Here is a 23,533-nt window from a genome sequence, read left to right as displayed (position 1 = left end):
CCCGGTGCTGTCGCTGCTCGGTGGGCGGCGGGTGCGCCAGGTGTGCGGTACCGCCCGCGACGAAAGTCGTGTCCCCCGGCGACGAACGCCCCGGTCCCGCCGACGGACGGCCGCTGCGCGCGTACCCGGCGACCCGGTGGACTGGGGTGGCGTCGCACGAGGGGGAATCGATGACGGCGGTGCTGCAGCCCACCCGGGACCCGGCCGGGGTGCCACGGCTCGCCCGGTGGCCGGTCGGGCTGATCACGGCCGCCGTCGCCGCCGTGCACCTGGTCGCCGGCGCGATCGGCCGCGGATACTGGTTCGACGAGGCGCTGATGCTGGCCATCGGCCGGCACCACCTGGACTGGGGGTCGGCCGACCAGCCACCGCTGGCGCCGGCGATCGCCTGGCTCGCCGACACGCTGGCGCCGGGGTCGATCGCCGTGCTGCGGGTCGTGCCGTCGCTGGCGACCGCCGGGGCCGTGCTGGTCGCCGCGCTCATCGCGCGCGAGCTCGGCGGCGACCGGCGGGCCCAGACGGTGACCGCGCTGGCCCAGGCCACCGGCATCTGGGTCACCGCGACCGGGCACTGGCTGACCCCCTACACCCTGGAACCGCTCGGCTGGTTGCTGATCGTGTGGCTGCTGGTGCGCTGGATCCGGCTGCGCGACGACCGGTGGCTGCTCGCGGTGGGACCGGTGCTCGGCCTGGCCGCGCAGACCAAGTTCCAGGTGATCCTCTTCGCCGCGGTCCTGGTGCTCGCGGTGCTCGTCGCCGGCCCGCGGGCGCTGCTGCGCCGCCCGGCGTTCTGGGTGTCGGCGCTGGTCGGCGCCCTGATCGCGGCACCGACCCTGGTCTGGCAGGCCCTGCACGGCTGGCCGCAGCTGGCGATGGGCGCCGTCGTCGCCTCCGAGGCCGAGGCGCTCTCCGGCGGTCGCCCCGGGATCGCGCTCGGCCTGCTCTGGATGTCCGGGCTCGCCGGGATGGTGCTGCTCGTGGCCGGGCTGGTGTTCGCCGGGACCGACCGCCGGCTGCGCGGGTACGCCTTCCTGGCGCTCACCTTCGTGGCGTTGTGGGTGTTCTTCGTGGTCACCGCCGGCCGGCCGTACTACCTCGACGGCCTGCACGGGGCGCTCGCCGCGATCGGCGCGGTCGGGTTCCAGCACCGGCGCGAGGCCGCGCACCGGAGGCTGTCCTGGGCGGTGTGGCCCGGGGCGGTGCTGTCGGTGGCCGCCGCCGCGGCGACCCTCCCGGTCGCCGCCATGCTCTCCGCGCCGGGCGTGCAGGACGGCACGATCGCCGCCGTGCAGCGGGCGTGGACGGCGCTGCCGCCGGACCAGCGGGAACGGACCGTCGTTGTCACCGGGTCCTACATCTGGGCCGCCTTCCTCGACACCGCCCCGCGGGGGACCGCGTTGCCGCCGGTGCACAGCGGCAACCGCAGCTACGGCTACTTCGACCCGCCCGCCGACGACCACGACGTCGTGATCTTCGTGGGGGAGGACCCGGGCGTGCTCGCGCCCGCGGTGACCGGGCTGCGGCCGGCCGGGACGTCCGGGTCCGGGGACACGTTGCTGCCGCCGGGGTCCGAGGCCGGGGTCCCGGTGTGGACCGGCGGGACGGTGCAGCGCCCGTGGTCGCAGGCCTGGCCGGGGCTGCGGACGCTCGGCGTGAGCTGAGCGCGCCCACCGCGGTCGGAGCCGGGGTAGCGTCGCCGCCGTGCCCGAGGGAGACACGGTCTACCTGGCCGGACGGCGGCTGCACGCCGCGCTGGCCGGGCACCGCCTGCTCCGCGGGGAGCTGCGGCACCCGCGGCTGGTGGAGCAGGATCTCGCCGGGCTGACCGTCACCGGTGTCGTCTCGGTCGGCAAGCACCTGTTCACCCGGTTCGACGACGGCCGCAGCCTGCACAGCCACTTCCGGATGGACGGCGCGTGGCACCTCTACCGGCCCGGCACCCGCTGGCAGCGGCCCGCGCACGAGGCCCGCGCCGTGCTGGAGACCGCCGACCGGGTCGCGGTCGGTTTCGCCCTGCACGACCTGGCGCTGCTACCCACCGGGGACGAGCACACCCTCGTCGGCCACCTGGGACCGGACCTGCTCGACCCCGGCTGGGGCACGGAGCACGAGGCGGAGGCGTTGCGCCGGCTGACCGCCCGCGGCGACCACGAGCTGGGCCTCGTGCTGCTCGAGCAGCGGGTCATGGCCGGGCTGGGGAACCTGTACCGCAACGACATCTGCTTCCTGCTGGGGCTGACGCCGTGGGTGCCGGTGCGCGACGTCCCGGACCTGCCCCGCGTCGTCGCACTCGCCAGGCGGCTGCTGACCGCGAACAAGGACCGCCCGGAGCAGACGACGACCGGGTCGCTCGCCCCGGGCGAGGCGCACTGGGTCTTCGACCGGGCCGGGCGCCCGTGCCGCCGGTGCCGGACCCGGATCCGGGCCGCCGACCAGGGCGAACCGCCCTACACCCGGGTCACGTACTGGTGCCCGGGCTGCCAGCGGGGGCCCGCGCCGCACCCGGCGCGCCGGAACGCCGGCCCGCGCCACGGCGCGCCGGGCAGGCCCTCCCCCGGGGCCACCCGTCCCTGAGCACCGCTGCGCTGCCACGAGCGCCCGGTGACGCCCGACCGGGTGCGCCAGGGTGAGCAGAGCGAGGGGACGCAGCCCGGGTCGGTGGTGCGCCCCGGTGAGCAGAGCACACGGCGGCCTCCGACGGCGCCGCGCGGCCCGGCTACGGCCGAGCCCAGGGCCGTCGCCGCGACCGCATCGAGGTCCGGACACGTCGACGCCGCCGGCCCGCGGGACCGGCGGCGTCGACGAGGTGGCGGAGCGGCGGCTCAGGCGGTGCCGGGCTGCTGCTGGTTCTGCTGGGTGTTCTGCTGCTGGGCCGGCGCCGGGGACGACGGCAGCTGCTGGGTCTGCTCCCCCTGCCCGACCTGCGGGGCCTGCTGCCCCCCGGCGATCGGGGCGCCCGACATCGAGGCCCGGATCTGCTCGAGCCGGGAGGCCCCGGCCATGTCGGTGGTGGACGCCTGGACCTCCAGCATCCGGCCCTGCACGGAGTTCTGCGCCAGCTCGGCCGAGCCGAGCGCGTTGGCGTACCGCTTCTCGATCTTGTCGCGGACCTCGTCCAGCGACGGCGCGTTGCGCGGCGCGGACAGCTCGCTCATCTGCTGCAGCGACTTCGCGGCCTGCTCCTGCATCTTGGCCTGCTCGAGCTGGCTGAGCAGCTTCGTGCGCTCGGCGATCTTCTGTTGCAGCACCATCGAGTTCCGCTCGACGGCCTGCTTGGCCTGCTCGGCCGCGCCGATCGACTGGTCGTGCAGGGTCTTGAGGTCCTCGACGCCCTGCTCCGCGGTCACCAGCTGGGTGGCGAACGACTGGGCCGACTGCTCGTACTGCTGGGCCTTCTGCTCGTCGCCCTGGGCCCGGGCCTGGTCGGCCAGGACGAGCGCCTGCTTCGCCGAGGACTGCAGCTTCTCGATCTCCCCCAGCTGCCGGTTCAGCTTCATCTCCAGCTGCCGCTGGTTCCCGATCACCGCGGCCGCCTGCTGGGACAGCTGCTGGTGCTGCCGCTGGGCGTCCTCGATGGCCTGCTGGATCTGCACCTTCGGGTCCGCGTGCTCGTCGACCTTCGACGAGAACAGCGCCATCAGGTAGCTCCAGGCCTTGGTGAGTCCGTTGGCCATCTCTCCGCCTACCTCCGCCTGCGCTCGCTCACGATTGTGCCCGCGTCACGCGCGGGTGCACCGGACCCGGCCGACCCCGCCATTCCCCCCGCGGTCGGCACAGACGCTCCGGCCCTTCCCATCCTGGCACCGCTGCCAGTACGCGCGCACCCTACCGTGACGAGCCGGCACCGGGGCGGGGACAGGCGGTCACGCCGCGGACGCGACCGGGCCGCCGGACGACGCCGGGGCCCCCACCGGCGAGCCGGGGCGCCCGGCGAGGCGCAGCTCCGCGTGCCGCTGGCCGATCGGGACCAGCACGTCGTCGCGGCGCAGCTCCCCGGCCATCTCGACGGCGACCGAGGTCAGCAGGTCGGGAACGGTGATGCCGAGCGCCTCGCAGATCGCAGCGAGCAGCTCGCTGGAGGGTTCCTTGCGGCCGCGCTCGACCTCCGAGAGGTACCCGAGGCTGACCCGCGCGGCCCGCGAGATGTCGCGCAGCGTGCGCCGGCGCTCGGTCCGCGCCTGCCGCAGCCCGCTGCCGATCGCTTCCCGCAGGAGCATGTGCCCTCCTCGACTCGTTCCCCCGGATCACCGACGCCGGCGCGTGGCCGGCGGAGCACACCACCGCCGAGCCCGGTGCGAATCACCGTACCGACTCCCGGGCACCGCCGCCGCGACCGATCGCCGATGACCGTGTCCGCCCACGGCGAACACCTCAACGCGGACCGGCCCCGATTCAGTCCCTGCAGGTCACACGGCCGCGCGGACGGCCTTCACCACGTAGTCGACACCGGTCACGACGGTCAGCACGAGCGCGACCGCCATCGCCACCCACTGCACCACGAGCATCGCGACCACCGCGCCCGGCAGCAGCATCGGCAGCGGCAGCAGGAACAGCCCGATCGCGACCGTCTGCGCGACCGTCTTCGCCTTGCCGCCGCGGCTGGCCGGGATCACCCCGCGCCGGATGACGACGAACCGCAGCACGGTGATGCCGATCTCCCGGCCGAGGATCACGACCGTCACCCACCACGGCACGACCGCGAGCATCGACAGCCCGATCAGCGCGGCCCCGGTGAGGGCCTTGTCCGCGATGGGGTCGGCGAGCGCCCCGAACCAGGTGACCAGCCCGCGGCTGCGGGCCAGCTGGCCGTCGAGCCGGTCGGTCAGGGCGGCGACGACGAACACGGCGAACGCGACCAGGCGCCAGACCACGTCCGTGCCGCCCTCGGCGAACAACGCCGCGACGAACACCGGGACGAGGACCAGCCGCAGGCAGGTCAGCGCGTTCGCGATGTTCAGCAACGGCGCCTCGCCACCGACCGGGACGGTGCCCCCGGCCGGCTGCGACGAGCTCATCCGCTGCCCGCCAGTACCGTGCCGGTGCCCGCGCGGGGCAGCACCTCCAGCGCCTCGACCAGCAGGTCGACGCCCTCGCTGCCGGTGACCCGGCACCGCACGAGGTCGCCGGGCCGCAGCCCGGCCGGATCCGGCCCACCGTCGCCTGCGGCGACCACGGAGGACTCGCCGTCGGCGTCGGGGCCCTGGTGGGCGGCCCGGCCGGCGCAGTCGTCGTCATCGTCGGAGCCGGCCCGCTCCACCAGGACGACCACCTCGGAGCCGACCCGTTCCTCGGCCCGCTGGGTCATCAGCTCGTCGGCCAGCTCGGAGATCCGCGCGACCCGGGCCGCCACCTCGGCGGGGTCGACCTTGCCGTCGTAGCCCTCGGCCTCGGTGCCGTCCTCGTCGGAGTAACCGAACACGCCGACGGCGTCGAGCCGGGCCCCGGTCAGGAACGCCTCCAGCTCGGCCAGGTCCTCCTCGGTCTCCCCGGGGAACCCGACGATCACGTTGGAGCGGATCCCGGCCTCCGGCGCGAGCTCGCGGATCCGGGCGCACAGGTCGAGGAAGTCGGCCCGCGAGCCGAACCGGCGCATCCGGCGCAGCACGCGCGCGCTGGCGTGCTGGAACGACAGGTCGAAGTAGGGCGCGACACCCGGTGTCGTCGCGATCGCCCGCAGCAGGTCGGGACGCAGCTCCGCGGGCTGCAGGTAGGACACCCGGATCCGTTCGACGCCCTCGATCGAGGCCATCCGCCCCAGCAGGTCGACCAGCGCGCGGGTGCCGCCGGGCAGGTCCTTGCCGTAGGACGTCGAGTTCTCGCTGACCAGTACCAGCTCGCGGACGCCCTGCTCGGCCAGCCAGGCGGCCTCGCCGAGCACGTCGGCCGGCGGGCGGGACACGAAGCTGCCGCGGAACGACGGGATCGCGCAGAACGCGCAGCGGCGGTCGCAGCCCGAGGCGAGCTTCAGCGACGCGACCGGGCCGTCCGACAGCCGGGTCCGCGCGATGTCGGGCACCCACTCGTGGCCCGGCACCGACACGTCCGCGGTCGCGGCCGGGCGTTCCACCGGCGAGATCGGCAGCAGCGTCCGCCGGTCGACGGGAACGTGCGGGGCGGGCGTGTGGCCGCCGAGGACGTCCCCGAGCCGCTCGGCCAGCTCCGGGTAGGCGTCGAAGCCGAGCACGGCGTCGGCCTCCGGCAGGTCCTTCGCCAGCTCGGCGCCGTAGCGCTCGGCCAGGCAGCCGACGGCGACGACCTTCGCACCGGCCGGGCGGGCCACGTCGGAGGCGGCCAGCAGCGTGTCGATGGAGTCCTTCTTGGCCTGCTCGACGAAGCCGCAGGTGTTGACGACGATGACGTCCGGCGCGCCGTCCTCGGCGTCCACCAGCTCCCAGCCGGACCCGGCCAGCCGGCCGGCGAGCTCCTCGGAGTCGACCTCGTTGCGCGCGCAACCCAGGGACAGCAGGGCGGCGCGCCGGGGCGCGTTCTCGGGGGAAGCCACGCTTCCAGGGTAGACGGCGGCCGGTCCGCCCCCGGCCGGAGGCGGCGGGGCGGTGTCCGGCGGCCGGGCCGCGGTGCCCGGCGGCGGCGGGCCGCGGTGTGCCGGGCCCGGCGGCACGGAATAAGCTGACCGGCCGTGGCCGAACCCGCCCCCACCGTGCACGTCCGCCGCGCCCGCACCCCCGACGTCCGCGCGATCCGCGAGCTGGTCGACGAGTACGCCGGGCGGGTGCTGCTCGCCAAGGAGACCGTGACCCTCTACGAGGCGGTCCCCGAGTTCCTGGTCGCCGAGATCGAGGGAAAGGTCGTCGGCTGCGGGGCGCTGCACGTCCTCTGGGAGGACCTGGGCGAGATCCGGACGGTGGCGGTGTCCCCGTCGGTCCTGGGCCGGGGCGTCGGGCACACGATCGTCGACGCGCTCATCGAGGGTGCCCGCGAGCTCGGCCTGCAGCGGCTGTTCGTGCTGACCTTTGAGAAGCAGTTCTTCGCCCGGCACGGGTTCGCCGAGATCGACGGGACGCCGGTGTCGGCCGAGGTCTTCGCGGCCATGCTCCGCTCCTACGACGCCGGGGTCGCCGAGTTCCTGGACCTGGCCCACGTCAAGCCGAACACGCTCGGCAACGTGCGGATGCTGCTGACACTCTAGGGGGCGTGGCGGAACGGGTCGGGGCCTGGCGGTGGCGGACGTCGGCCGCGCTGCGCCCGCTGGTCCCGGAGATCTGGGCGTGGCGGACGCCGGCCGGTCCCCCGGGCACCCACCAGGGCGTCTCCAGCGGGCACCTCACCGTGGTCCTCTGCCTGGACGGTGCGGTGGAGCTGCTGCGCAAGCCGGACCCGGCCCGCGGTGCGGGCCGGTTCACCGCGTCGGTGGCCGGGCTGCACGCGGCCCCCGCCGTGATCGCGACCGGTGCGGCGCAGTCCGGGATGCAGCTGGCCCTGACCTGGCGCGGGGCGCGGACGCTGCTCGGGCTGCCGGCCGCGGAGCTGGCCTTCGACGTCGTCGACCTCGGCGCGCTGCTGCCGGGCGCGGACGTGCTGCTGGACCGGTTGCATGCTGCGCCGTCGTGGACCGAACGCTGCGCGATGCTGGACGCCGCGCTGTGCCGGATCGCCGCCACCCGAACCGGGACCGGCGCCCCGCCGCCGGAGGTGGCACGCGCCTGGGACGTGCTGGTCCGCTCGGGCGGGACGGTGCGGGTCGCCGACCTGGCCGCGGACGTCGGCTGGTCGCCCCGCCATCTCGGAGCGCGGCTGCGCCGCGAGACCGGGCTGGGCACGAAGACCGCGGCCCGGGTGATCCGTTTCGAGCGGGCCTGCACGCTGCTGCGCGGTCCGGGAGCGCCGTCCCCGGCCGCCGTGGCCGCGCGGTGCGGGTACGCCGACCAGCAGCACCTGTCCCGCGACTTCCGGGACCTGGCCGGGACCACCGTGCGAGCGTGGCGTGCCGAGCGGGTCAACGGCGCGACGCGCACGACCGGAACGGCGCCGCCGCCGTCGTAGACTGCGCCCGGTGGACATCCGCCACCTCCGGGACTTCGTCGCCGTCGCCGAGGAGCTGCACGTCGCCCGTGCCGCCGCCCGGCGGGGGACGGCCGCCTCGCCGCTGTCCCGGCGGATCCGCGGCCTGGAGCACGAGCTCGGCGCGGCGCTGTTCGTCCGCCACCGGCGCCGGCTCGCCCTCACCGCGGCCGGGGAGGCGCTGCTGCCGGTGGCCCGGGACCTCGTCCTGCAGTTCGACGCGCTGCCGTCGGTCGTGCGGGAGGCCCAGGTCCCCGCGGTCCGGACCGCCACCGTCGGGATCGTGCCGGACATCTCCCCCGCGCTGCGCCGCGCGTTCGTCGGCGCCGTCACCCGCGACCATCCCGACGTCGACGTGCACTTCCGGCCGGGCAGGACCGGCCCGCTGCTGCAGGCGGTGAGCGGCGGCGAGCTCGATCTCGCGCTGGTGCACGGCCCGGTCGACGAGCCGGGGTTGAGCTCCGTGCGCCTGGACACCGCTCCGGCGGCGGTCGTGGTCGCGGCCGACGCCGGGTTCGACGGTCACGGGTCGGTGGCGCTCGAGGAGCTGCGCGACCTGGCCTACGCCTCGGTCCGGCACGACGCGGCGCCGCTGTTCCACCGCCGCGTCGTCGACCTGCTGCGCCGGCACGGCATCACCCGGCACGTCGAGCTGGAGGGCCACGACGTCGCCGGGCTGGTCCAGCTGGTGACGACGGGTCGCGCGTTCACCCTGGCCGGTCCGGACGCCGGCCCGCCCGGAACGGCGTTCGCCGGGGAGCCGGTGGTCGTGCTGCCGGTCCGGGACGCCGTGCTGCAGCTCGGCACGGTCGCGGTGTGGAGCACCGACCGGGACACCGGGTGCGACGTCGTGGGGGCACTGGCCGGGGCGGTGCGCGGCCCGCTGGCGACCGGGACCGCCGGCCCGGTCTACTGACCCTGCCGGACGGCCTGCACGTCGAGCTGGATGTCGATCGTCGACCCGACGACCGGCAGCCCCTTCGCGATCATCTGCTGCCAGTTGAGCGTGAAGTGCTCGCGGTGGAGCTGCGTGGTCGCGACCGCGCCGACCCGGTCCCCGTTCCACTCCGCGGAGCCGAGGAACGTGGTGTCGAGCGAGACGTCGCTGGTCATGCCGTGCAGCGTGAGGTCGCCGTCGACGGTCCAGCGGTTCCCGCCGTGCGCGGTGAACCGGACGCTGGAGAACCGCAGCTCGGGGAACCGTTCGACGTCGAGGAAGTCGGCCGAGCGCAGGTGGGTGTCGCGGGCCTCGACGTTGGTGTCCACGCTGGCGGCGTCGATGACGACGTCCACCGAGGACTCCTCGAACGGCTCCGCGATCCGGATCCGGCCCTGGAACCGGTCGAACCGGCCGTACACCTTGGACAGCCCGATGTGCCGGGCGACGAACCGCACCGAGCTGTGGTCGGGGTCGATCACGAAGACGCCCGGCCGCGGAGGCCGCAGCGCCGGGTCCTCGCCGAGCACGATCGGGCCCATCTCGGTGTGCGAGCCCCACTCGACCTCGACGACGTCGGAGGCCTGCTGGTAGCCGCCGGCCTCGACCCGGACCCGGTACTTGCCGGGCATCAGGGAGGCCGAGAACCGGCCGAACGGGTCGGTCTCGAGATGGGCGACCCGGCGGTCCCCGGCGTCGATCACCGAGATCTCGGTGCCGGCCAGCGCGCCACCCTGGCCGTCGCGGACCTGCCCGGAGAGCACGCCGCCGGTCAGCGGAATCGGGACGAGCGCGTGCCGGTCCGTGGTCCCCCGCGCCGGGCGCCGACCGCCCTTCTTCCTCCAGAACACCGGCCAGACCTCCCCCACCCCGCACGGGCAGCACGACGGCGGGCCGCCGGTCGACGACCCTCGCCGTCACTCTGGCACGTTCGTCACCCTCTCGTTAATCCGTTCGCGCCAAAGAGTTGCTACTCTTGGTGTTTGTCACAGTACGGAACGGACGAACGTGACCCGGTGCGTGGCGCCGCTCACTCGTCGTCGCCGACCTCGCCGCCGTCGGCCGTGCCGCCGCCGCGGATCAGGTAGAGCGCGTTCTCCAGCTCGTCCGGCTTCACGAGCACGTCCCGCGCCTTCGACCCCTCGGAGGGCCCGACGATGTTGCGGGTCTCCAGCAGGTCCATCAGGCGCCCGGCCTTGGCGAAGCCCACGCGGAGCTTGCGCTGCAGCATCGACGTCGACCCGAACTGCGAGGTGACGATCAGCTCGGCCGCCTGCAGGAGCAGGTCGAGGTCGTCGCCGATGTCCTCGTCGATCTCCTTCTTCTCGCCGGCCTTCGCCGCGGTGACGCCCTCGGTGTAGCTGGGCTCGGCCTGCTCCTTGGTGAACGCGACGACCTTGGCGATCTCGTCGTCGTCGACGAACGCGCCCTGCATGCGGACCGGCTTGCCCGCGCCCATCGGCAGGTAGAGGGCGTCGCCCATGCCGATCAGCTTCTCCGCGCCCGGCTGGTCGAGGATGACCCGGGAGTCGGTGAGCGACGACGTCGCGAACGCCAGCCGGGACGGCACGTTCGTCTTGATCAGGCCCGTGACGACGTCGACCGAGGGCCGCTGGGTCGCGAGGATCAGGTGGATGCCGGCCGCGCGGGCCTTCTGGGTGATCCGGACGATCGCGTCCTCGACGTCGCGGGGCGCGGTCATCATGAGGTCGGCGAGCTCGTCGACGATGCACATGATGTAGGGGTACGGCCGGTACACCCGCTCGGACCCGGGCGGCGCGGTGATCTCGCCGGAGCGGACCTTGCGGTTGAAGTCGTCGATGTGCCGGACCCGGTTCGCCTGCATGTCCTGGTAGCGCTGCTCCATCTCCTCCACCAGCCAGGCCAGCGCGGCGGCCGCCTTCTTCGGCTGGGTGATGATGGGCGTGATCAGGTGCGGGATGCCCTCGTACGGGGTCAGCTCGACCATCTTCGGGTCGATGAGGATCATCCGGACCTCGTCCGGCGTGGCCCGGGTCAGCAGCGACACCAGCATCGAGTTGACGAAGCTCGACTTGCCGGAGCCGGTGGACCCGGCGACCAGCAGGTGCGGCATCTTCGCGAGGTTGGCGACCAGGTAGTGGCCCTCGATGTCCTTGCCCAGCCCGATGCCCATCGGGTGCTGCTCGTTGCGGGCGCTGCCCGAGCGCAGGACGTCGCCGAGGCGGACCATCTCGCGGTCGGTGTTGGGCACCTCGATCCCGACCGCGGACTTGCCGGGGATCGGCGCGAGCAGGCGGACGTTGTCGTTCGCGACCGCGTAGGCGAGGTTGCGCTGCAGCTGGGTGATCTTCTCGACCTTGACCGCGGGGCCGAGCTCGATCTCGTAGCGGGTGACCGTCGGGCCCCGGGTGAAGCCGGTGACCTGGGCGTCGATGTTGAACTGGTCGAGCACGCCGGTGATCGCCTCGATCATGGCGTCGTTCGCCGAGCTGCGTGTCTTCGGCGGCGGCCCCGACTCCAGGGTGTCGGCAGGTGGCAGCACGTACTCGGTCTCGCCGACCGGTTCGCGGATCGCCATCGAGAGCTGCTCGCCCGCTGTGTGCTCGGCCGGTGGCACCTCTTCTGCCGGCGGGGTCTCGACGATCGGCGCGCGCGATGGCTTCTTCCTCGACGCGGCCGCGGAGACACCGGGATCCTCGGTCTCCGGCGGGGCGGGCGCGTGGTCGCCCTCCTCCAGCCGGAACGCGTCGGCCTCCGAGGCCTGCTGGCGCCGCCGGGCCGGGCGACGGCGCTTCGGGGTCTCCCCGCCCTCGGCCGCCTCCTTCTCGGCGACCGCGTCGGCGACCGTGCGCGGCGTCCCGCCGGCCTCGTCGTCCTCCGGCGGGAGCTGCCCGGTGAGCCGGCGGAACCGGTCCGGCAGCTCGCGCACGGGGATGCCGGTGACCAGCAGCAACGCGTACAGGGTGAGCAGGACCAGCACCGGGACGGCCGTCCACGCGGTCAGCCCGGCCTGCAGCGGGGTGCCCGCGACGTAGCCGAGCGCACCACCGGCGCCCCGCCACGCGTCCGGCTCGGCGGGGGCGCCGTAGGCCAGGTGCACCAGCCCGAGGACGCCGAGCGCGAGCAGCAGCGAGCCGGCGACGATCCGCGGGCGGGCCTCCGGGTGCGCCGGCGCCGTCACGAGGACGACGCCGATCCCCAGCAGGATCACCGGCAGCAGCACGCCGGCCACGCCCATCACGGCCTGCACGACGAACGTGAACCAGTGGCCGACCGCCCCGCCTGCGCCCCACCACAGCCCGGCCGCGGCGATCACCGCGAGCACGAGCATCCCGAAGCCGAGGCCGTCGCGGCGGTGCGCCGGGTCGATGTCACGGGTGCGCCCGACCGCGCGCCCGGACGCCCGGACCGTCTTCGCGACGCCCCGGCCGACCGCGTCGATCCCGCGGTCGATCAGGTCGGGGCCCTGCCGCCGCGGCGGCGTCCGGCGGGTGGCGGACCGCTTGCGCGACGACGACGCGCGCGCACCGGACCGCCCCGAGCCGCGACCCGCGGCCGCCCTCGTGGTGGCCCTGCCCGTACCCGTACGTCCCGCCATGTCACCCACGGTAGCCCGGGGAGGAGATCGACTCGGCGAGGCACTCCGTGCTCGTGAGTGGTTATGAGGGTCATAGCCCGCACAACCACTCACGGGCGTTACACCGCAATCACCGTCGGCACGATCATCGGGCGGCGCCGGTAGGTGTCCGACACCCAGCGGCCGACCACGCGCCGGACGCCCTGGGCGATCCGGTGCGCGTCGGTGACGCCCTCGGTCTCCAGCCGGGACAGCTCGTCCTCGACCAGCTGCTGGGCCGCGTCGAGCGCCTTCGGGTCGTCGGAGAACCCGCGGCCGGACAGCGTCGGCCGGGACAGCGCCCGGCCGGACTTGTGGTCGATCGCCACGGTGATCGCGATGAACCCGCCCTCGCCGAGCGCGATCCGGTCCCCGAGGGTGGTCTCGCCGACGTCGCCGACGGACAGGCCGTCCACGTAGACCTGGCCGACCTCGACCCGCCCGGTGATCGCCGCCTTGCCGTCGACGAGGTCGACGACCACGCCGTTCTCGGCGATGACCACCGACTCCTCCGGCACCCCGGTCTTCACCGCGAGCGCGGCGTTGGCGCGCAGGTGGCGCCACTCGCCGTGCACCGGCATCACGTTCGACGGGCGCACCGCGTTGTAGAGGAACAGCAGCTCACCGGCCGGGGCGTGCCCCGAGACGTGCACCTTGGCGTTGCCCTGGTGCACGACGGTCGCGCCGAGCCGGGTCAGGCCGTTGATCACGGCGAAGACCGCGGTCTCGTTGCCCGGGATCAGCGAGCTGGCCAGGATGATCGTGTCGTCCGGGCGGATGGTGATGCTGCGGTGGTCGCCGCGCGCCATCCGGGACAGCGCCGCCAGCGGCTCGCCCTGGGACCCGGTGGAGACGAGCACGAGCTCGTCGTCCGGCAGGCGCATCGCCTCCTCGAGGTCGACGAGCAGGCCCTCGGGGATGTTGAGCAGCGAGTGCTCGTCGGCCAGCCCCATGTTGCGGACCATCGAGCGCCCGGTCAGGCAGACCTTGCGGCCGTGCGCCGCGGCCGCGTCGAGCACCTGCTGGACGCGGTGCACGTGGCTGGCGAAGCAGGCCAGGATGATCCGGGACGGCGCCCGGCGGACCAGGTCGGAGATGACCGGCCCGATCTCGGCCTCCGGGGTGACGAAGCCGGGCACCTCGGCGTTGGTGGAGTCGACGAGGAACAGGTCGACCCCTTCCTCGCCGAGCCGGGAGAACCCGCCCAGGTCGGTGAGCCGCCCGTCCAGGGGGAGCTGGTCGAGCTTGATGTCACCGGTGTGCAGCAGCAGCCCGGCCGGTGTGCGGATCGCGACCGCGATCGCGTCCGGGATGGAGTGGTTGACCGCGAAGTACTCGCAGTCCCAGCCGCCGTGCCGCACCCGGTCGCCCGCGGACACCTCCTGCAGGTGCGGGGTGAGGCGGTGCTCCTTGCACTTGGCCGCGACCAGGGCGAGCGTGAAGCGCGACCCGATCACGGGCAGGTCCGGCCGCATGCGCAGCAGCCACGGGACCGCACCGATGTGGTCCTCGTGGCCGTGGGTCAGCACGAGCGCGTCGATGTCGTCGAGCCGGTCCTCGATGGCCCGGAAGTCGGGCAGGATCAGGTCGACGCCGGGCGAGTCGTCCGACGGGAACAGCACGCCGCAGTCCACGACGAGCAACCGGCCCTCGTACTCGAAGACGGTCATGTTGCGGCCGACCTCGCCGATGCCGCCGAGCGCGAACGTGCGCAGGCCGCCCGCGGCGAGCGCGGGCGGCGGGCCGGCCGGCAGCTCGGGGCGGTCGATCGTCTCGGGCGGGGCGCTCAGGGACCGCCCGGGTCGGTTCCGGCGGTCGTTGCGCTGGGGGCTCACAGGTGTTCGTGCCTCACAGGGTCGTCAGTCGTGGACGGGGCCGTCACGCGCGGTGGTAGGCCACCTCGGCCCCGATGTCGGTGGCGGTGCGGCCGCCGAGCGCGCCGTGCCCGGGCCGCTCCGCGGTGATGCCGGGGCGGGCCTGCGGGTCGAGCGCGACCCCGGCGACGGCCAGGTCACCGGCGATCGCCGCGGTCTGCTCCTCGGTCGCCGGCGGCAGCGGGAGCCGGGTGTCGCCGACGTCGATGCCGCGCAGCCGCAGCGCGGTCTTCGCGAACACCGCGCCGCCGACCCGGCCCATCGCCCGGATCACCGGCAGCATCGCGTAGTGCAGCGCGCGGGCGCGCTGGTGCTCGCCCGCGTGGTAGGCCTCGATCATGGCGCGGAGCCGGTCGGCGACCACGTGGCCGATCACGGACACGAAGCCGACCGCACCCACGGAGAGCCACGGCAGGTTCACCGGGTCGTCACCGGAGTAGTAGGCCAGCGTCGTCGTCGCGAGCACCTCGGTGCCGACCCGCAGGTCGTTGCGGGCGTCCTTGACCGCGACGATCCGCTGGTGCTGGGCGAGCCGCTGGAACGTCTCGACGTCGATGCCGATCACGCTGCGCGGCGGGATGTCGTAGAGCATCACCGGCAGGTCGGTCGCGTCGGCGACGGCGGTGAAGTGCGCGACCAGGCCCTCCTGCGGCGGCCGCGAGTAGTACGGCGTCACCACCAGCAGGCCGTGCGCCCCGGCGCGCTCGGCGCCGCGGGCCAGCTCGATCGAGTGCGCGGTGTCGTAGGTCCCGGCACCGCTGACGATCGTCGCGCGGTCACCCACGGCCGAGACGACGGCGCGGATCAGCTCCTGCTTCTCCCTGTCGGTGGTCGTCGGCCCCTCCCCGGTGGTCCCGTTGACGACGAGGCCGTCGTTGCCCAGCTCCACCAGGTGGGTGGCCAGCTCCTCGGCCTTCGCCAGATCGAGCTCCCCGTCGGCGTCGAACGGGGTGACCATCGCGGTGAGCACCTCACCGAACGGGCGACGGGGCGGGTGCTGCGCCGTCGGGGCGCTCTGGGGGCCGGACTCCATGGGGGTCGACGGTACCGCCTCGTCCCCGGTGTGCGCGTCACAACCCGGAGGGGGCGGCGCGGTAGGCCTCCACGTCGGCGGGCGTCCCCTGGACCTCGACCCGGGCGGCGTCCCGGCCGAACGCGTGGAGCACCAGCTCCGACGGCTCCCCGACCACGGTGACCAGGCCGAACCCGGTCGCGACCACCTGCGTGGCACCCTCCGGGCGCTGCAGCACGACGCCGACCGGGCTGCGCCGGAACAGCACCTTCGCCGACGACGCCAGCAGCTGCCACAGCTGCCCGTCACGCTCCGCGTCCGCCGGGCGCGGCTCCCAGCCGGGCTCGCCGCGCCGGAGGTCCTCGTGGTGCACGAAGAACTCGCCGCCGTTGGCCAGCTCGTCGACCCGGCCGAGCTTGAACGGCGACCACGGCGGCGGGCCCGTGCGCAGGTCGTCGATCATGTTCGGCCAGGCCTCACCCGCGTAGGACTCCATGGCCCGCTCGGTGACGCCGGAGAGCGCGGGCACCAGGATCCCGGCGGCGTTCCACGGCTGCCGCTCCCGCACCAGCAGGTGGGTGAGCAGGTCACGGGCGTTCCAGCCCTCGCAGAGCGTCGGGCGGTCCGGGCCGGAGCGTTCGAACTCGGCGCAGATGGCGGCACGTTCGTCGGTGGCGAGGCTCACCGTCCCCAACGTAGTGCCCGCGCCCGGCCGGTGCCGCCCGACCCGCCAACAGTCCACAACGAAGGCGACTCACGTCACGGTTTTGTAGCCAGTGATACAGATCGAGCCGGACCGCCTCCGCATACTCCCCGTGTCCGGGCCGGGCCCCGTTCGAGTGACCCGGTCGACGCCCCCACGGCGGAGAGGACCCACCGTGACGCACGCTGCACCCACGCAGTCCCCATCGGCGATGCGCAGGATCGCGCTCGCGAGCATGACCGGCACCGTCATCGAGTTCTACGACTTCTTCATCTACGGCACCGCCGCCGCGCTGGTGTTCAACAAGGTGTTCTTCCCCGAGCTCGGGGCCGCGGCCGGGACCGCGCTCGCACTGGCCACCTTCGGTGTCGCCTTCGTCGCCCGGCCGTTCGGGTCGATCCTGTTCGGGCACTTCGGCGACCGGCTCGGCCGCAAGGGAACGCTGGTCACGACGCTGCTGCTGATGGGCTTCTCCACACTGGCCATCGGCCTGCTCCCGACCACCGGGGCGATCGGCGTCCTCGCACCGATCCTGCTGGTGGTCCTGCGGATCCTGCAGGGCCTCGCGGTCGGCGGCGAGTGGGCGGGCGCCACCCTGCTCACCGCGGAGAACGCCCCCACCAAGGCCCGCGGGAAGTTCGCGCTCTACCCGCAGCTCGGCCCGTCGGTGGCCTTCGCCCTCGCCTCGGCCACCTTCCTCGCCACCGCGCTGACGATGAGCGACGCCGCCTTCGCCGCCTGGGGATGGCGGGTCCCGTTCATCGCCTCGGTGGTGCTGGTGGGCGTCGGCCTCTACGTGCGGCTCGCCCTGGAGGAGACCTCCGCGTTCCGGGAGGCCGGCCCGTCCTCCGGTCCGGTGCGGCTGCCGGTCGCCGAGGTGTTCACCACCCGCCCGGGAGCGGTGTTCCTCGGCGCCGGGTCGACGACGGCGGTGTTCGCGTTCTTCTACATCGGCGTCACCTACATGACCAGCTACGGCACCCAGCAGCTCTCGCTACCCCGGCCGACCGTGCTGGCCATGGGGATCGTCGGCGGCACCGTGTTCGCCGTGACCACCATCGCCTCGGCGATCCTGTCCGACCGCGTGGGACGACGCCGCATGGTCGTCATCGGCAACGTGGCCTCGGTCGCCGCCGGGGTGGTCGTCTTCCCGATCGTCGACATCGGCACCGCGTGGTCGTTCGGGCTCGGCCTGTCGATCGTGCTCGGTGTCGTCGGGGTCGCCTACGGCCCGATCGGCGCCCAGCTGCCCGAGCTGTTCCCCACCCGGTTCCGCTACACCGGTGCCGGGATCGCGTACAACCTGGCCGGGGTCCTCGGCGGCGGGGTCGTGCCGCTGATCGCGGCGGCCCTGGTCCCGCTCTACGGCAGCCTCGCGATCGGCCTGGTGCTGGCCGCGGTCTCGCTGCTCAGCCTCGGCTGCACCGTCGCCCTGCCCACGACGCACGCGGGCTCGCTGGCCGAGCAGGACGCCCAGCCCGCAGCAGCCTGAGTGCCGGCCCGCCCCGGTGGGTGCCGCCCGGCGCCGGCCCGGCCCGGTGGGTGTCGCCCGGCGCCGCCCACCGGGCCGTCGCCCGCCGTCCCGGCTACCGTCATCCGGGACCGGGCGTCACCGGGTACGCCCGCGGCGGGAACGGAGGACCGGGTGACGGCGGGAGCGGCAGCGGATCCGGGCGGCCCGCACCCCGGCGCCGACGTGCACGACCGGCCCGTCTCGCCGTTCCTCATGGAGCCGTCGAGCGCGATCACCGCACGGATCGGCGAGCTGGGCACTCCCCGGCACTACGCGCGCGGCGAGCACGTCTACCGGCAGGGCGAGGTGTCCGCCCGGTTCCACCTCGTCGTCGGCGGGCGGGTTCGGATCTACCTGCACCGCCCCGACGGCGCCGAGCGGACGCTGGCCTACGCCGAGTCCGGGGCGACCCTCGGCGAGGCGGCCTGCATCGACGGGCGGCCGCGGCACCTCGGCTCGGTCTGCACCCAGCCGTCGGAGATCGTCTCGGTGAGCCGGGACGCCCTGCTCGAGGCCGCCCGGGCCGAGCCGGAGCTGTTGCTGGAGCTCACCCGCCGGATCGCCTACAAGCAGCGCGTCATGCAGCTGCACGTCCTGATCGAGGGGCTGCCGGCCCGGGAACGGGTCATCCTGCTGCTCGGACACCTCGTCGAGGCCTACGGCGAGGTCGCACTCGACACCACCACCCGGCTGTCGATCCGGCCCGCCGTCGACGAGCTCGCCCTGCTCGTCGGGCTGACCCGGGTGACGATGAGCCGCGAGCTGTCCCGGCTGGTCGCCGAGGGCCTGGTCGAGAAGGAGGGGCGCGCCATCGTGGTCCGCGACCTGCCGGACCTCCGCCGCCGCGTCCACGCCGTCCTGGCCTGAACGCGGGCCGGACGCTCAGCCCTCGGTGACCAGCGGGCTGGACGCGATCTCGGAGCCGTCCTCGAGCTTCTGGATCTCGAAGTCGGCGAAGACGTTCGGCACCTCGCGCTGCAGCTGGCGCAGGCACTCGACGGCCAGCTCGCGGATCTCGACGTCGGCGTGCTCGGAGGCACGCATCGCGATGAAGTGCCGCCAGGCGCGGTAGTTCCCGGTGACGACGATCTTGGTCTCGGTCGCGTTGGGCAGCACCGACCGCGCGGCCTGGCGGGCCTGCTTGCGGCGCAGCGTCCCGTTCGGGACGTCGGCGAACCGCTTCTCCAGGCCCTCGAGGAGCCGCTCGTAGGAGGCCAGGGCGTCCGCGGAGGCCTGCAGGAACAGCTCGTGCAGCTCGGGGTCCTCGGCGATGACACCGGGCTCGACCATCGCCGCGTCCCGCTCCGGGACGTAGCGCTGGGACAGCTGCGAGTACGAGAAGTGCCGGTGCCGGATCAGCTCGTGGGTCAGCGACCGGGAGATCCCGGACAGGTAGAAGCTGACGCTCCCGTGCTCCAGCACGGACAGGTGGCCGACCTCGAGGATGTGCCGGATGTAACCGGCGTTGGTCGCCGTCCGCGGGTTCGGCTTGCCCCAGGACTGGTAGCAGGCCCGCCCGGCGAACTCGGCGAGGGCCTGGCCACCGTCGGCGTCGGTGGACCACGGGACGTCCGCCGGGGGTGTGAACTCCGTCTTCGCCACGAGTTGCACGGACAGCGGCACGGTCTGCGGCGTGGTCTCCGACATGCCGACGAGCGTAACCACCGCCCGCGCCTGCCCTCCGGGCCGGTCTGGCGTCACCGACACCTTGCCGTGATGTCACTGTTGACGCCATAGTGGTGTCATGGATCTCACCCCGTACGTCGCGCAGCTCCGCGACGACCTCGCGGCCGCCGCGGCCGCCGGGGACGAGCAGACCCGCCGGACGGCGGCGCTGCTCGGCTCCGCGATCGAGCCCGCGGCCCGCCTCGCGATCATGAATGCCCTGTCCGACCTGGCATCGGAGGCGACGGCCGCGCTCGGCGACCGGGCCGTCGAGGTCCGGCTGCACGGCCGGGAGGTGCGGGTGTCGGTCTCCGGGGCCGCGCCCGCGGACGAGCCGACCGAGCACACACCGCCACCCGCTCCCGCCGCGCCGCCGCGGCCCGGGGAGGGCGGCCCGGGTGGTGCGCCGTTCGGCGGCGACGCCGGTGACATCAGCCGGGTGACGCTGCGGATCGTCGAGCAGATCAAGGCGCAGGCCGAGAAGGCCGCGCAGTCGCAAGGCGTCTCGCTGAACACCTGGGTGTCCCAGGCGGTGCAGGGGGCGCTGGCCGGGGCCGAGGGGCGGGGACGCGGTGGCCGCGACCCGCGCGACGGCCGCCATCTCCGAGGGTGGGTGCAGGGATGAACGACGAGCGTGACGACAGCACGGGGCCCGTCGAGGGTGGTCCGGCAGGGTCCGGGGCGGCCGGCACCGGTGCTGCGGGGTCGGGAGCTGCGGAGTCGCGAGCTGCGGAGTCGGGGGCGCCGGGTGGCGAGAGTCGCGACACCGGTGGTGCGGCGAGCAACCACACCGGCGCAAGCGGCGACACCGGCGCGGCGGGCGACCACACCGGCCCGAGCGGCGACACCGGCGCGGCTGACGATCCCGCCGACGACGGAGCCCTCGGCGACGACCGCACCCGCAGCGGACGGTGGGCCTCCGCCGGCCCGGCCGAGCTCGAGATCACGATCGCCGGTGGCCGGGTCCGCGTCGACCTCGTCGAGGACGCCGCCGAGGTCCGCGTCGAGGTGGCCGCCGATCGCGGCGGCCCTCCGTGGTCCGGCGGGCTGGGCGGGCTCCTCGACTGGATCGGGACGTCGATGAGCGGCGGACCACCCGCCGGTGCGGGCTGGTCCGGCCGCGGGTTCGACCCGATCGTCGGTGCCCCGTGGGAGCGCTCCGGCGACCCGTCGGGCGATGCTCTCGCGACCGTGACCATCGACTGGTCCGAGCCGGGCCGCCGTCTCGTGGTCCGCAGCCCGGAGGCGCCGGGGCTGAGCGGGGTGCCGCTGGTCGTGACCGTGTCGGCTCCCGCCGGGTCACGCGCCGCCGTGCGCACGGGTGCCGCCGGCGTCGAGCTGGCCGGGCGGGCGTCCTGGGTCGCGGTCCGGACCGGTTCGGGGACGGCCCGGGTCGCCGAGGTGACCGGCGACGCCGACCTCACCACCGGATCCGGCGGGATCGACCTGGGTTCGTGCGGCGGCCGGGCCCAGGTGCGCACCGGCAGCGGCGAGGTCGAGATCGGCTCCCTGGGCGGGCCGTCCCGGGTCCGCACCGGCAGCGGCGACATCCGGCTCGGCCAGCTCACCGGGGATCTCGAGATCCGGACCGGCTCCGGGGACGTCGTGCTGGCCGACGCGGTCAGCGGCGACGTCACGCTGACCACCGGGTCGGGCAACGTCCGCGTCGGCGTGCATTCCGGGGTCGCCGCCGAGCTGGACCTGTCCACCGGGTCCGGGCGGGCCCGCAGCGAGCTGGATGTCCGGCACGACCCGCCGGCCGCGAACGCCGCGCTGCGGCTGTCCGGGCGCACCGGCAGCGGCGATGTACTGGTCACCCGCGCGGCGGAGGCTGCCGCCTGACCGACCCGACGGCTCCGGGGATCGGGTGCGCGCTGCAGGCCCGGTGCGTGGCACCGGCCCGCAGCTCGGCGCCCTGGGCGTGCTCCAGAAGCACGGGTCGCTGCGGCATGCCACGGCCAGGGTCGCCGAGAGCATCGACACACCACCGCACCCCGGAACACGCGCTCACGCGCCCGCGGGTCGGGCAGCGCACCGGATCGCGTGAGCGTCACCAAGTTCTGTGCGCGCCGGCCGGCCCGTAGCGGGACCGTCCAGGTGACGCGTCGGCGCGGCCGGCAACGCCTCGCCGCACCCGGCCAGGCCCGCCCCGTGCGAACGGGCCCGAGGCGTCGATCAGCGCGTTCTCGTCTTCGCGACGGCCCGAACGTGCAACTCACCCAGCACGAGCCAATCGACGCGCACGTTCTCGCCCCTGCGACGGCGGGAACGCGCACCTCAGTCGGTCGGAGACAGTCGATCAACGCGTTGTCGCCCTCGCCACGGCCACAACGTGCACCTCGCCCGGGGCGGAGCGAGTCGATCAACGCGCTCTCGCCCCCCACCACGGCCAGAACGTGCAACTCGCCGACCGAGCACGAGTCGATCAGCGCATTCTCGCTCTCCAGGGCCGGAACGTGCGAGTCTCCCTGGCCGCGGAGTCGATCAGCACGTATCCGCCCTGCAGCGCGCCCGGTAACGTCTGCGGGCCGAAGACGGCGACTGCGCTGCCCGGCCCCAACGGGTGGGTGACATCGGCGGCCAGTACCACCTCGAGCGCTCACCAGATCTGGCAACGCTCACCGGCTCGCATGAGCGTCACCCGGTTCCGTGAGCGCCGGATGTGCCGCGCCCGGCGAAAGCGCGCAAGGCGGTAGCGCGCCCGGCGGTGCCACGGCCGGCAATGCCCGCGTCGAACGCTGCCGCGCCCACTGAACCGAGTCACGCCCACCGAACCGAGTCACGCCCACCGAACCGTGTCACGCCCCGCGGTTCGAGCAGCTCGAAGGCGTCGAGCAGACCGAACCGTGCCGCACGCGCCGAGCCGTGTCACCGAGCCGTGCCACACCGACGTGCCGCACCAGCGGGCCGGGCAGAGCGGTCACCCCGCTCGGACGGCCGCGGCGAGCGCGGGGGCGAGGTTGCCCCGCTCCCCCACCTCGACACCACCGAGCCCGAGCCAGCCGGCCATCGTGGCCAGCTCGCCGGCGAGCTCGGTGGCGATCCGCGGCTCCGGCGCCGGGGCGTCGGGCTCGGCGAACGCGCCCCGCACCCGTAGCACCCCGGCGGCCCGGTCGGCCTTGAGGTCCACCCGGGCGACCAGGGCGCCGTCCAGCAGGAACGGGAACACGTAGTAGCCGTACTCGCGCTTCGGTTCGGGCACGTAGATCTCGATGCGGTAGCGGAACCCGAAGATCCGCTCGGTGCGCTCGCGCTCCCAGACCAGCGGGTCGAACGGGCACAGCAGCGCCCGCCCGGTCACCTGGCGCGGGGCCGCGGCGGCCGGGTCGCGATAGGCCGGCTTCGCCCAGCCGCGCACCGTGACCGGTTCGAGGCGGCCGGCGTCGACGAGCTCGGCGATCGCCGTCCGGGTGCGCTCCAGGCCGAGCCGGTAGTAGTCGCGCAGATCGGTCGCGGTGCCGATGCCGAGCGCCGACGCCGCCTTCTCGACCAGCACCCGGGCCGCGTCGGCCGGGTCGGGAGCCGGTGCCCGCAGGACGTCGTGCGGGATCACCCGCTCCGGGAGGTCGTAGCGGCGTTCGAAGTGCCGCCGGGTACCGACGGCGAGCTCACCGACCGCGAACAGGTACTCGCAGACCCGCTTGACCTCGGAACGCTCCCACCAGGTCGCTCCCGGCGGGCGGGGCCGCACCGTACCCGCCCGGCCCCCGGGGGCGAGCTCCTTCTCGATCGCCCCGGCCCCGATCGGGCCGTGCTCGGCGACGACGTCGCGGATGTCCTCCGCGAGCGACGGGTGCTTCTCGAGCAGCGGCCGGTAGTGCCTCCACCAGCGGGGCGGCAGCGTCTTGTGCCCGAGCAGCAGCCAGTCCCGGACCGGGACCAGGCTGGCCTCGTGCGCCCACGTCTCGGCCAGCAGTCGTGGCTTGCGGCTGCTCGGCGACCAGGCCGCGTCGTCGAGCAGTTCCGCCGGGTAGGTCCCGAGCCGGCTGAAGACCGGCATGTAGTGGGCCCGCACTGCGACGTTCACCGAGTCGAGCTGCAGGAGCTTGACCCGGTCGAGCACCCGCCCGAGATGCCGCCGGGTCACCGGTCCCGACGGCCGCGGGTCGGTGAAACCCTGCGCCGCGAGGAAGGTCCGCCGGGCCACGTCCGCCGAGATCGTCCGCACGGGGCGGATGCTGCCACGCACCCCTGACAGGAACGCCCGCGGGA

General features: G+C 74.5%; 20 protein-coding genes. 9 read left to right on the top strand and 11 right to left on the bottom strand.

Annotated elements, in window-relative coordinates:
* Positions 1-170 precede the first annotated feature (170 nt).
* Both H7X46_RS07275 and H7X46_RS07270 read left to right on the top strand, forming a co-directional pair.
* Entirely contained in the window at positions 171-1,661 is a 1,491-nt protein-coding gene (locus H7X46_RS07275) for a glycosyltransferase family 39 protein (RefSeq protein ID WP_186358671.1), read from the top strand.
* Between the two features lie 40 nt (positions 1,662-1,701).
* Entirely contained in the window at positions 1,702-2,574 is an 873-nt protein-coding gene (locus H7X46_RS07270) for a DNA-formamidopyrimidine glycosylase family protein (protein ID WP_186358670.1), read from the top strand.
* 248 nt (positions 2,575-2,822) lie between these two features.
* Here the strand turns inward: H7X46_RS07270 and H7X46_RS07265 are convergent, their stop codons facing one another.
* The 4 genes from H7X46_RS07265 to rimO form a co-directional block, all read right to left on the bottom strand.
* Positions 2,823-3,674 carry a PspA/IM30 family protein gene (locus H7X46_RS07265; protein ID WP_186358669.1) on the bottom strand — a complete coding sequence of 284 codons (852 nt, stop codon included), beginning with the start codon at positions 3,672-3,674 and terminating at the stop codon, positions 2,823-2,825.
* A gap of 189 nt (positions 3,675-3,863) precedes the next feature.
* Entirely contained in the window at positions 3,864-4,217 is a 354-nt protein-coding gene (locus tag H7X46_RS07260) for a helix-turn-helix domain-containing protein (protein ID WP_186358668.1), read from the bottom strand.
* 189 nt (positions 4,218-4,406) lie between these two features.
* Positions 4,407-5,015 (bottom strand): CDP-diacylglycerol--glycerol-3-phosphate 3-phosphatidyltransferase, encoded by a 609-nt coding sequence (pgsA, locus tag H7X46_RS07255; protein WP_186358667.1) that lies wholly within the window; start codon positions 5,013-5,015, stop codon positions 4,407-4,409.
* Positions 5,012-6,502 carry a 30S ribosomal protein S12 methylthiotransferase RimO gene (gene rimO, locus H7X46_RS07250; RefSeq protein ID WP_186358666.1) on the bottom strand — a complete coding sequence of 497 codons (1,491 nt, stop codon included), beginning with the start codon at positions 6,500-6,502 and terminating at the stop codon, positions 5,012-5,014. The genes pgsA and rimO overlap by 4 nt, the downstream gene beginning before the upstream one ends.
* A 135-nt stretch (positions 6,503-6,637) precedes the next feature.
* Here rimO and H7X46_RS07245 point away from each other — a divergent pair, with 135 nt between their 5' ends.
* From H7X46_RS07245 to H7X46_RS07235, 3 genes are read left to right on the top strand one after another with little or no spacing between them, the layout of a single operon-like run.
* Positions 6,638-7,147, top strand: coding sequence for an amino-acid N-acetyltransferase (locus tag H7X46_RS07245; protein ID WP_186358665.1), 510 nt, complete (start codon positions 6,638-6,640; stop codon positions 7,145-7,147).
* Between the two features lie 5 nt (positions 7,148-7,152).
* Positions 7,153-8,001: an AraC family transcriptional regulator gene (locus H7X46_RS07240; RefSeq protein ID WP_186358664.1), complete on the top strand. Its 849-nt coding sequence runs from the start codon at positions 7,153-7,155 to the stop codon at positions 7,999-8,001.
* 10 nt (positions 8,002-8,011) lie between these two features.
* Positions 8,012-8,935, top strand: coding sequence for a LysR family transcriptional regulator (locus H7X46_RS07235; protein ID WP_186358663.1), 924 nt, complete (start codon positions 8,012-8,014; stop codon positions 8,933-8,935).
* Here H7X46_RS07235 and H7X46_RS07230 read toward each other — a convergent pair.
* The 5 genes from H7X46_RS07230 to H7X46_RS07210 form a co-directional block, all read right to left on the bottom strand.
* Entirely contained in the window at positions 8,929-9,807 is an 879-nt protein-coding gene (locus H7X46_RS07230) for a YceI family protein (RefSeq protein ID WP_186358662.1), read from the bottom strand. The two genes, H7X46_RS07235 and H7X46_RS07230, sit on opposite strands and share 7 nt — an antisense overlap.
* Positions 9,808-9,986: 179 nt before the next feature.
* On the bottom strand, positions 9,987-12,536 hold the full coding sequence (locus H7X46_RS07225; RefSeq protein ID WP_222131223.1) for a DNA translocase FtsK: 2,550 nt from the start codon (positions 12,534-12,536) through the stop codon (positions 9,987-9,989).
* 98 nt (positions 12,537-12,634) lie between these two features.
* Positions 12,635-14,344, bottom strand: a complete 1,710-nt coding sequence (locus H7X46_RS07220; protein ID WP_370589056.1) for a ribonuclease J — start codon at positions 14,342-14,344, stop codon at positions 12,635-12,637.
* Between the two features lie 88 nt (positions 14,345-14,432).
* Positions 14,433-15,461 (bottom strand): 4-hydroxy-tetrahydrodipicolinate synthase, encoded by a 1,029-nt coding sequence (gene dapA, locus H7X46_RS07215; RefSeq protein WP_186358661.1) that lies wholly within the window; start codon positions 15,459-15,461, stop codon positions 14,433-14,435.
* A 37-nt stretch (positions 15,462-15,498) separates the two neighbouring features.
* On the bottom strand, positions 15,499-16,125 hold the full coding sequence (locus tag H7X46_RS07210) for a TIGR03085 family metal-binding protein (RefSeq protein WP_186358660.1): 627 nt from the start codon (positions 16,123-16,125) through the stop codon (positions 15,499-15,501).
* A gap of 253 nt (positions 16,126-16,378) precedes the next feature.
* Between H7X46_RS07210 and H7X46_RS07205 the strand changes: the two genes are divergently transcribed.
* Together H7X46_RS07205 and H7X46_RS07200 are read left to right on the top strand one after the other, a co-directional pair.
* Positions 16,379-17,635: an MFS transporter gene (locus H7X46_RS07205; RefSeq protein WP_255426091.1), complete on the top strand. Its 1,257-nt coding sequence runs from the start codon at positions 16,379-16,381 to the stop codon at positions 17,633-17,635.
* A 153-nt stretch (positions 17,636-17,788) separates the two neighbouring features.
* On the top strand, positions 17,789-18,523 hold the full coding sequence (locus H7X46_RS07200; RefSeq protein WP_186358659.1) for a Crp/Fnr family transcriptional regulator: 735 nt from the start codon (positions 17,789-17,791) through the stop codon (positions 18,521-18,523).
* Positions 18,524-18,538: 15 nt separating this feature from the next.
* Here the strand turns inward: H7X46_RS07200 and thyX are convergent, their stop codons facing one another.
* The gene (gene thyX / locus H7X46_RS07195) at positions 18,539-19,303 is read right to left on the bottom strand and encodes an FAD-dependent thymidylate synthase (RefSeq protein WP_186358658.1); all 765 of its coding nucleotides are present in this window, start codon (positions 19,301-19,303) and stop codon (positions 18,539-18,541) included.
* A 97-nt stretch (positions 19,304-19,400) separates the two neighbouring features.
* Between thyX and H7X46_RS07190 the strand changes: the two genes are divergently transcribed.
* Positions 19,401-19,946 carry a toxin-antitoxin system HicB family antitoxin gene (locus H7X46_RS07190; protein WP_186358657.1) on the top strand — a complete coding sequence of 182 codons (546 nt, stop codon included), beginning with the start codon at positions 19,401-19,403 and terminating at the stop codon, positions 19,944-19,946.
* Positions 19,943-21,163 carry a DUF4097 family beta strand repeat-containing protein gene (locus H7X46_RS07185; protein WP_186358656.1) on the top strand — a complete coding sequence of 407 codons (1,221 nt, stop codon included), beginning with the start codon at positions 19,943-19,945 and terminating at the stop codon, positions 21,161-21,163. Before H7X46_RS07190 ends, H7X46_RS07185 begins: the two co-directional genes overlap by 4 nt.
* 1,078 nt (positions 21,164-22,241) lie before the next feature.
* Here H7X46_RS07185 and H7X46_RS07180 read toward each other — a convergent pair.
* On the bottom strand, positions 22,242-23,489 hold the full coding sequence (locus H7X46_RS07180; RefSeq protein ID WP_186358655.1) for a DNA glycosylase AlkZ-like family protein: 1,248 nt from the start codon (positions 23,487-23,489) through the stop codon (positions 22,242-22,244).
* Between the last annotated feature and the right edge of the window lie 44 nt (positions 23,490-23,533).

It is taken from the genome of Pseudonocardia sp. C8, from assembly GCF_014267175.1.
GTDB lineage: Bacteria > Actinomycetota > Actinomycetes > Mycobacteriales > Pseudonocardiaceae > Pseudonocardia.
Note: the sequence above shows the minus strand (reverse complement) of the source record. Positions and strands in the feature narration are given on the sequence as shown.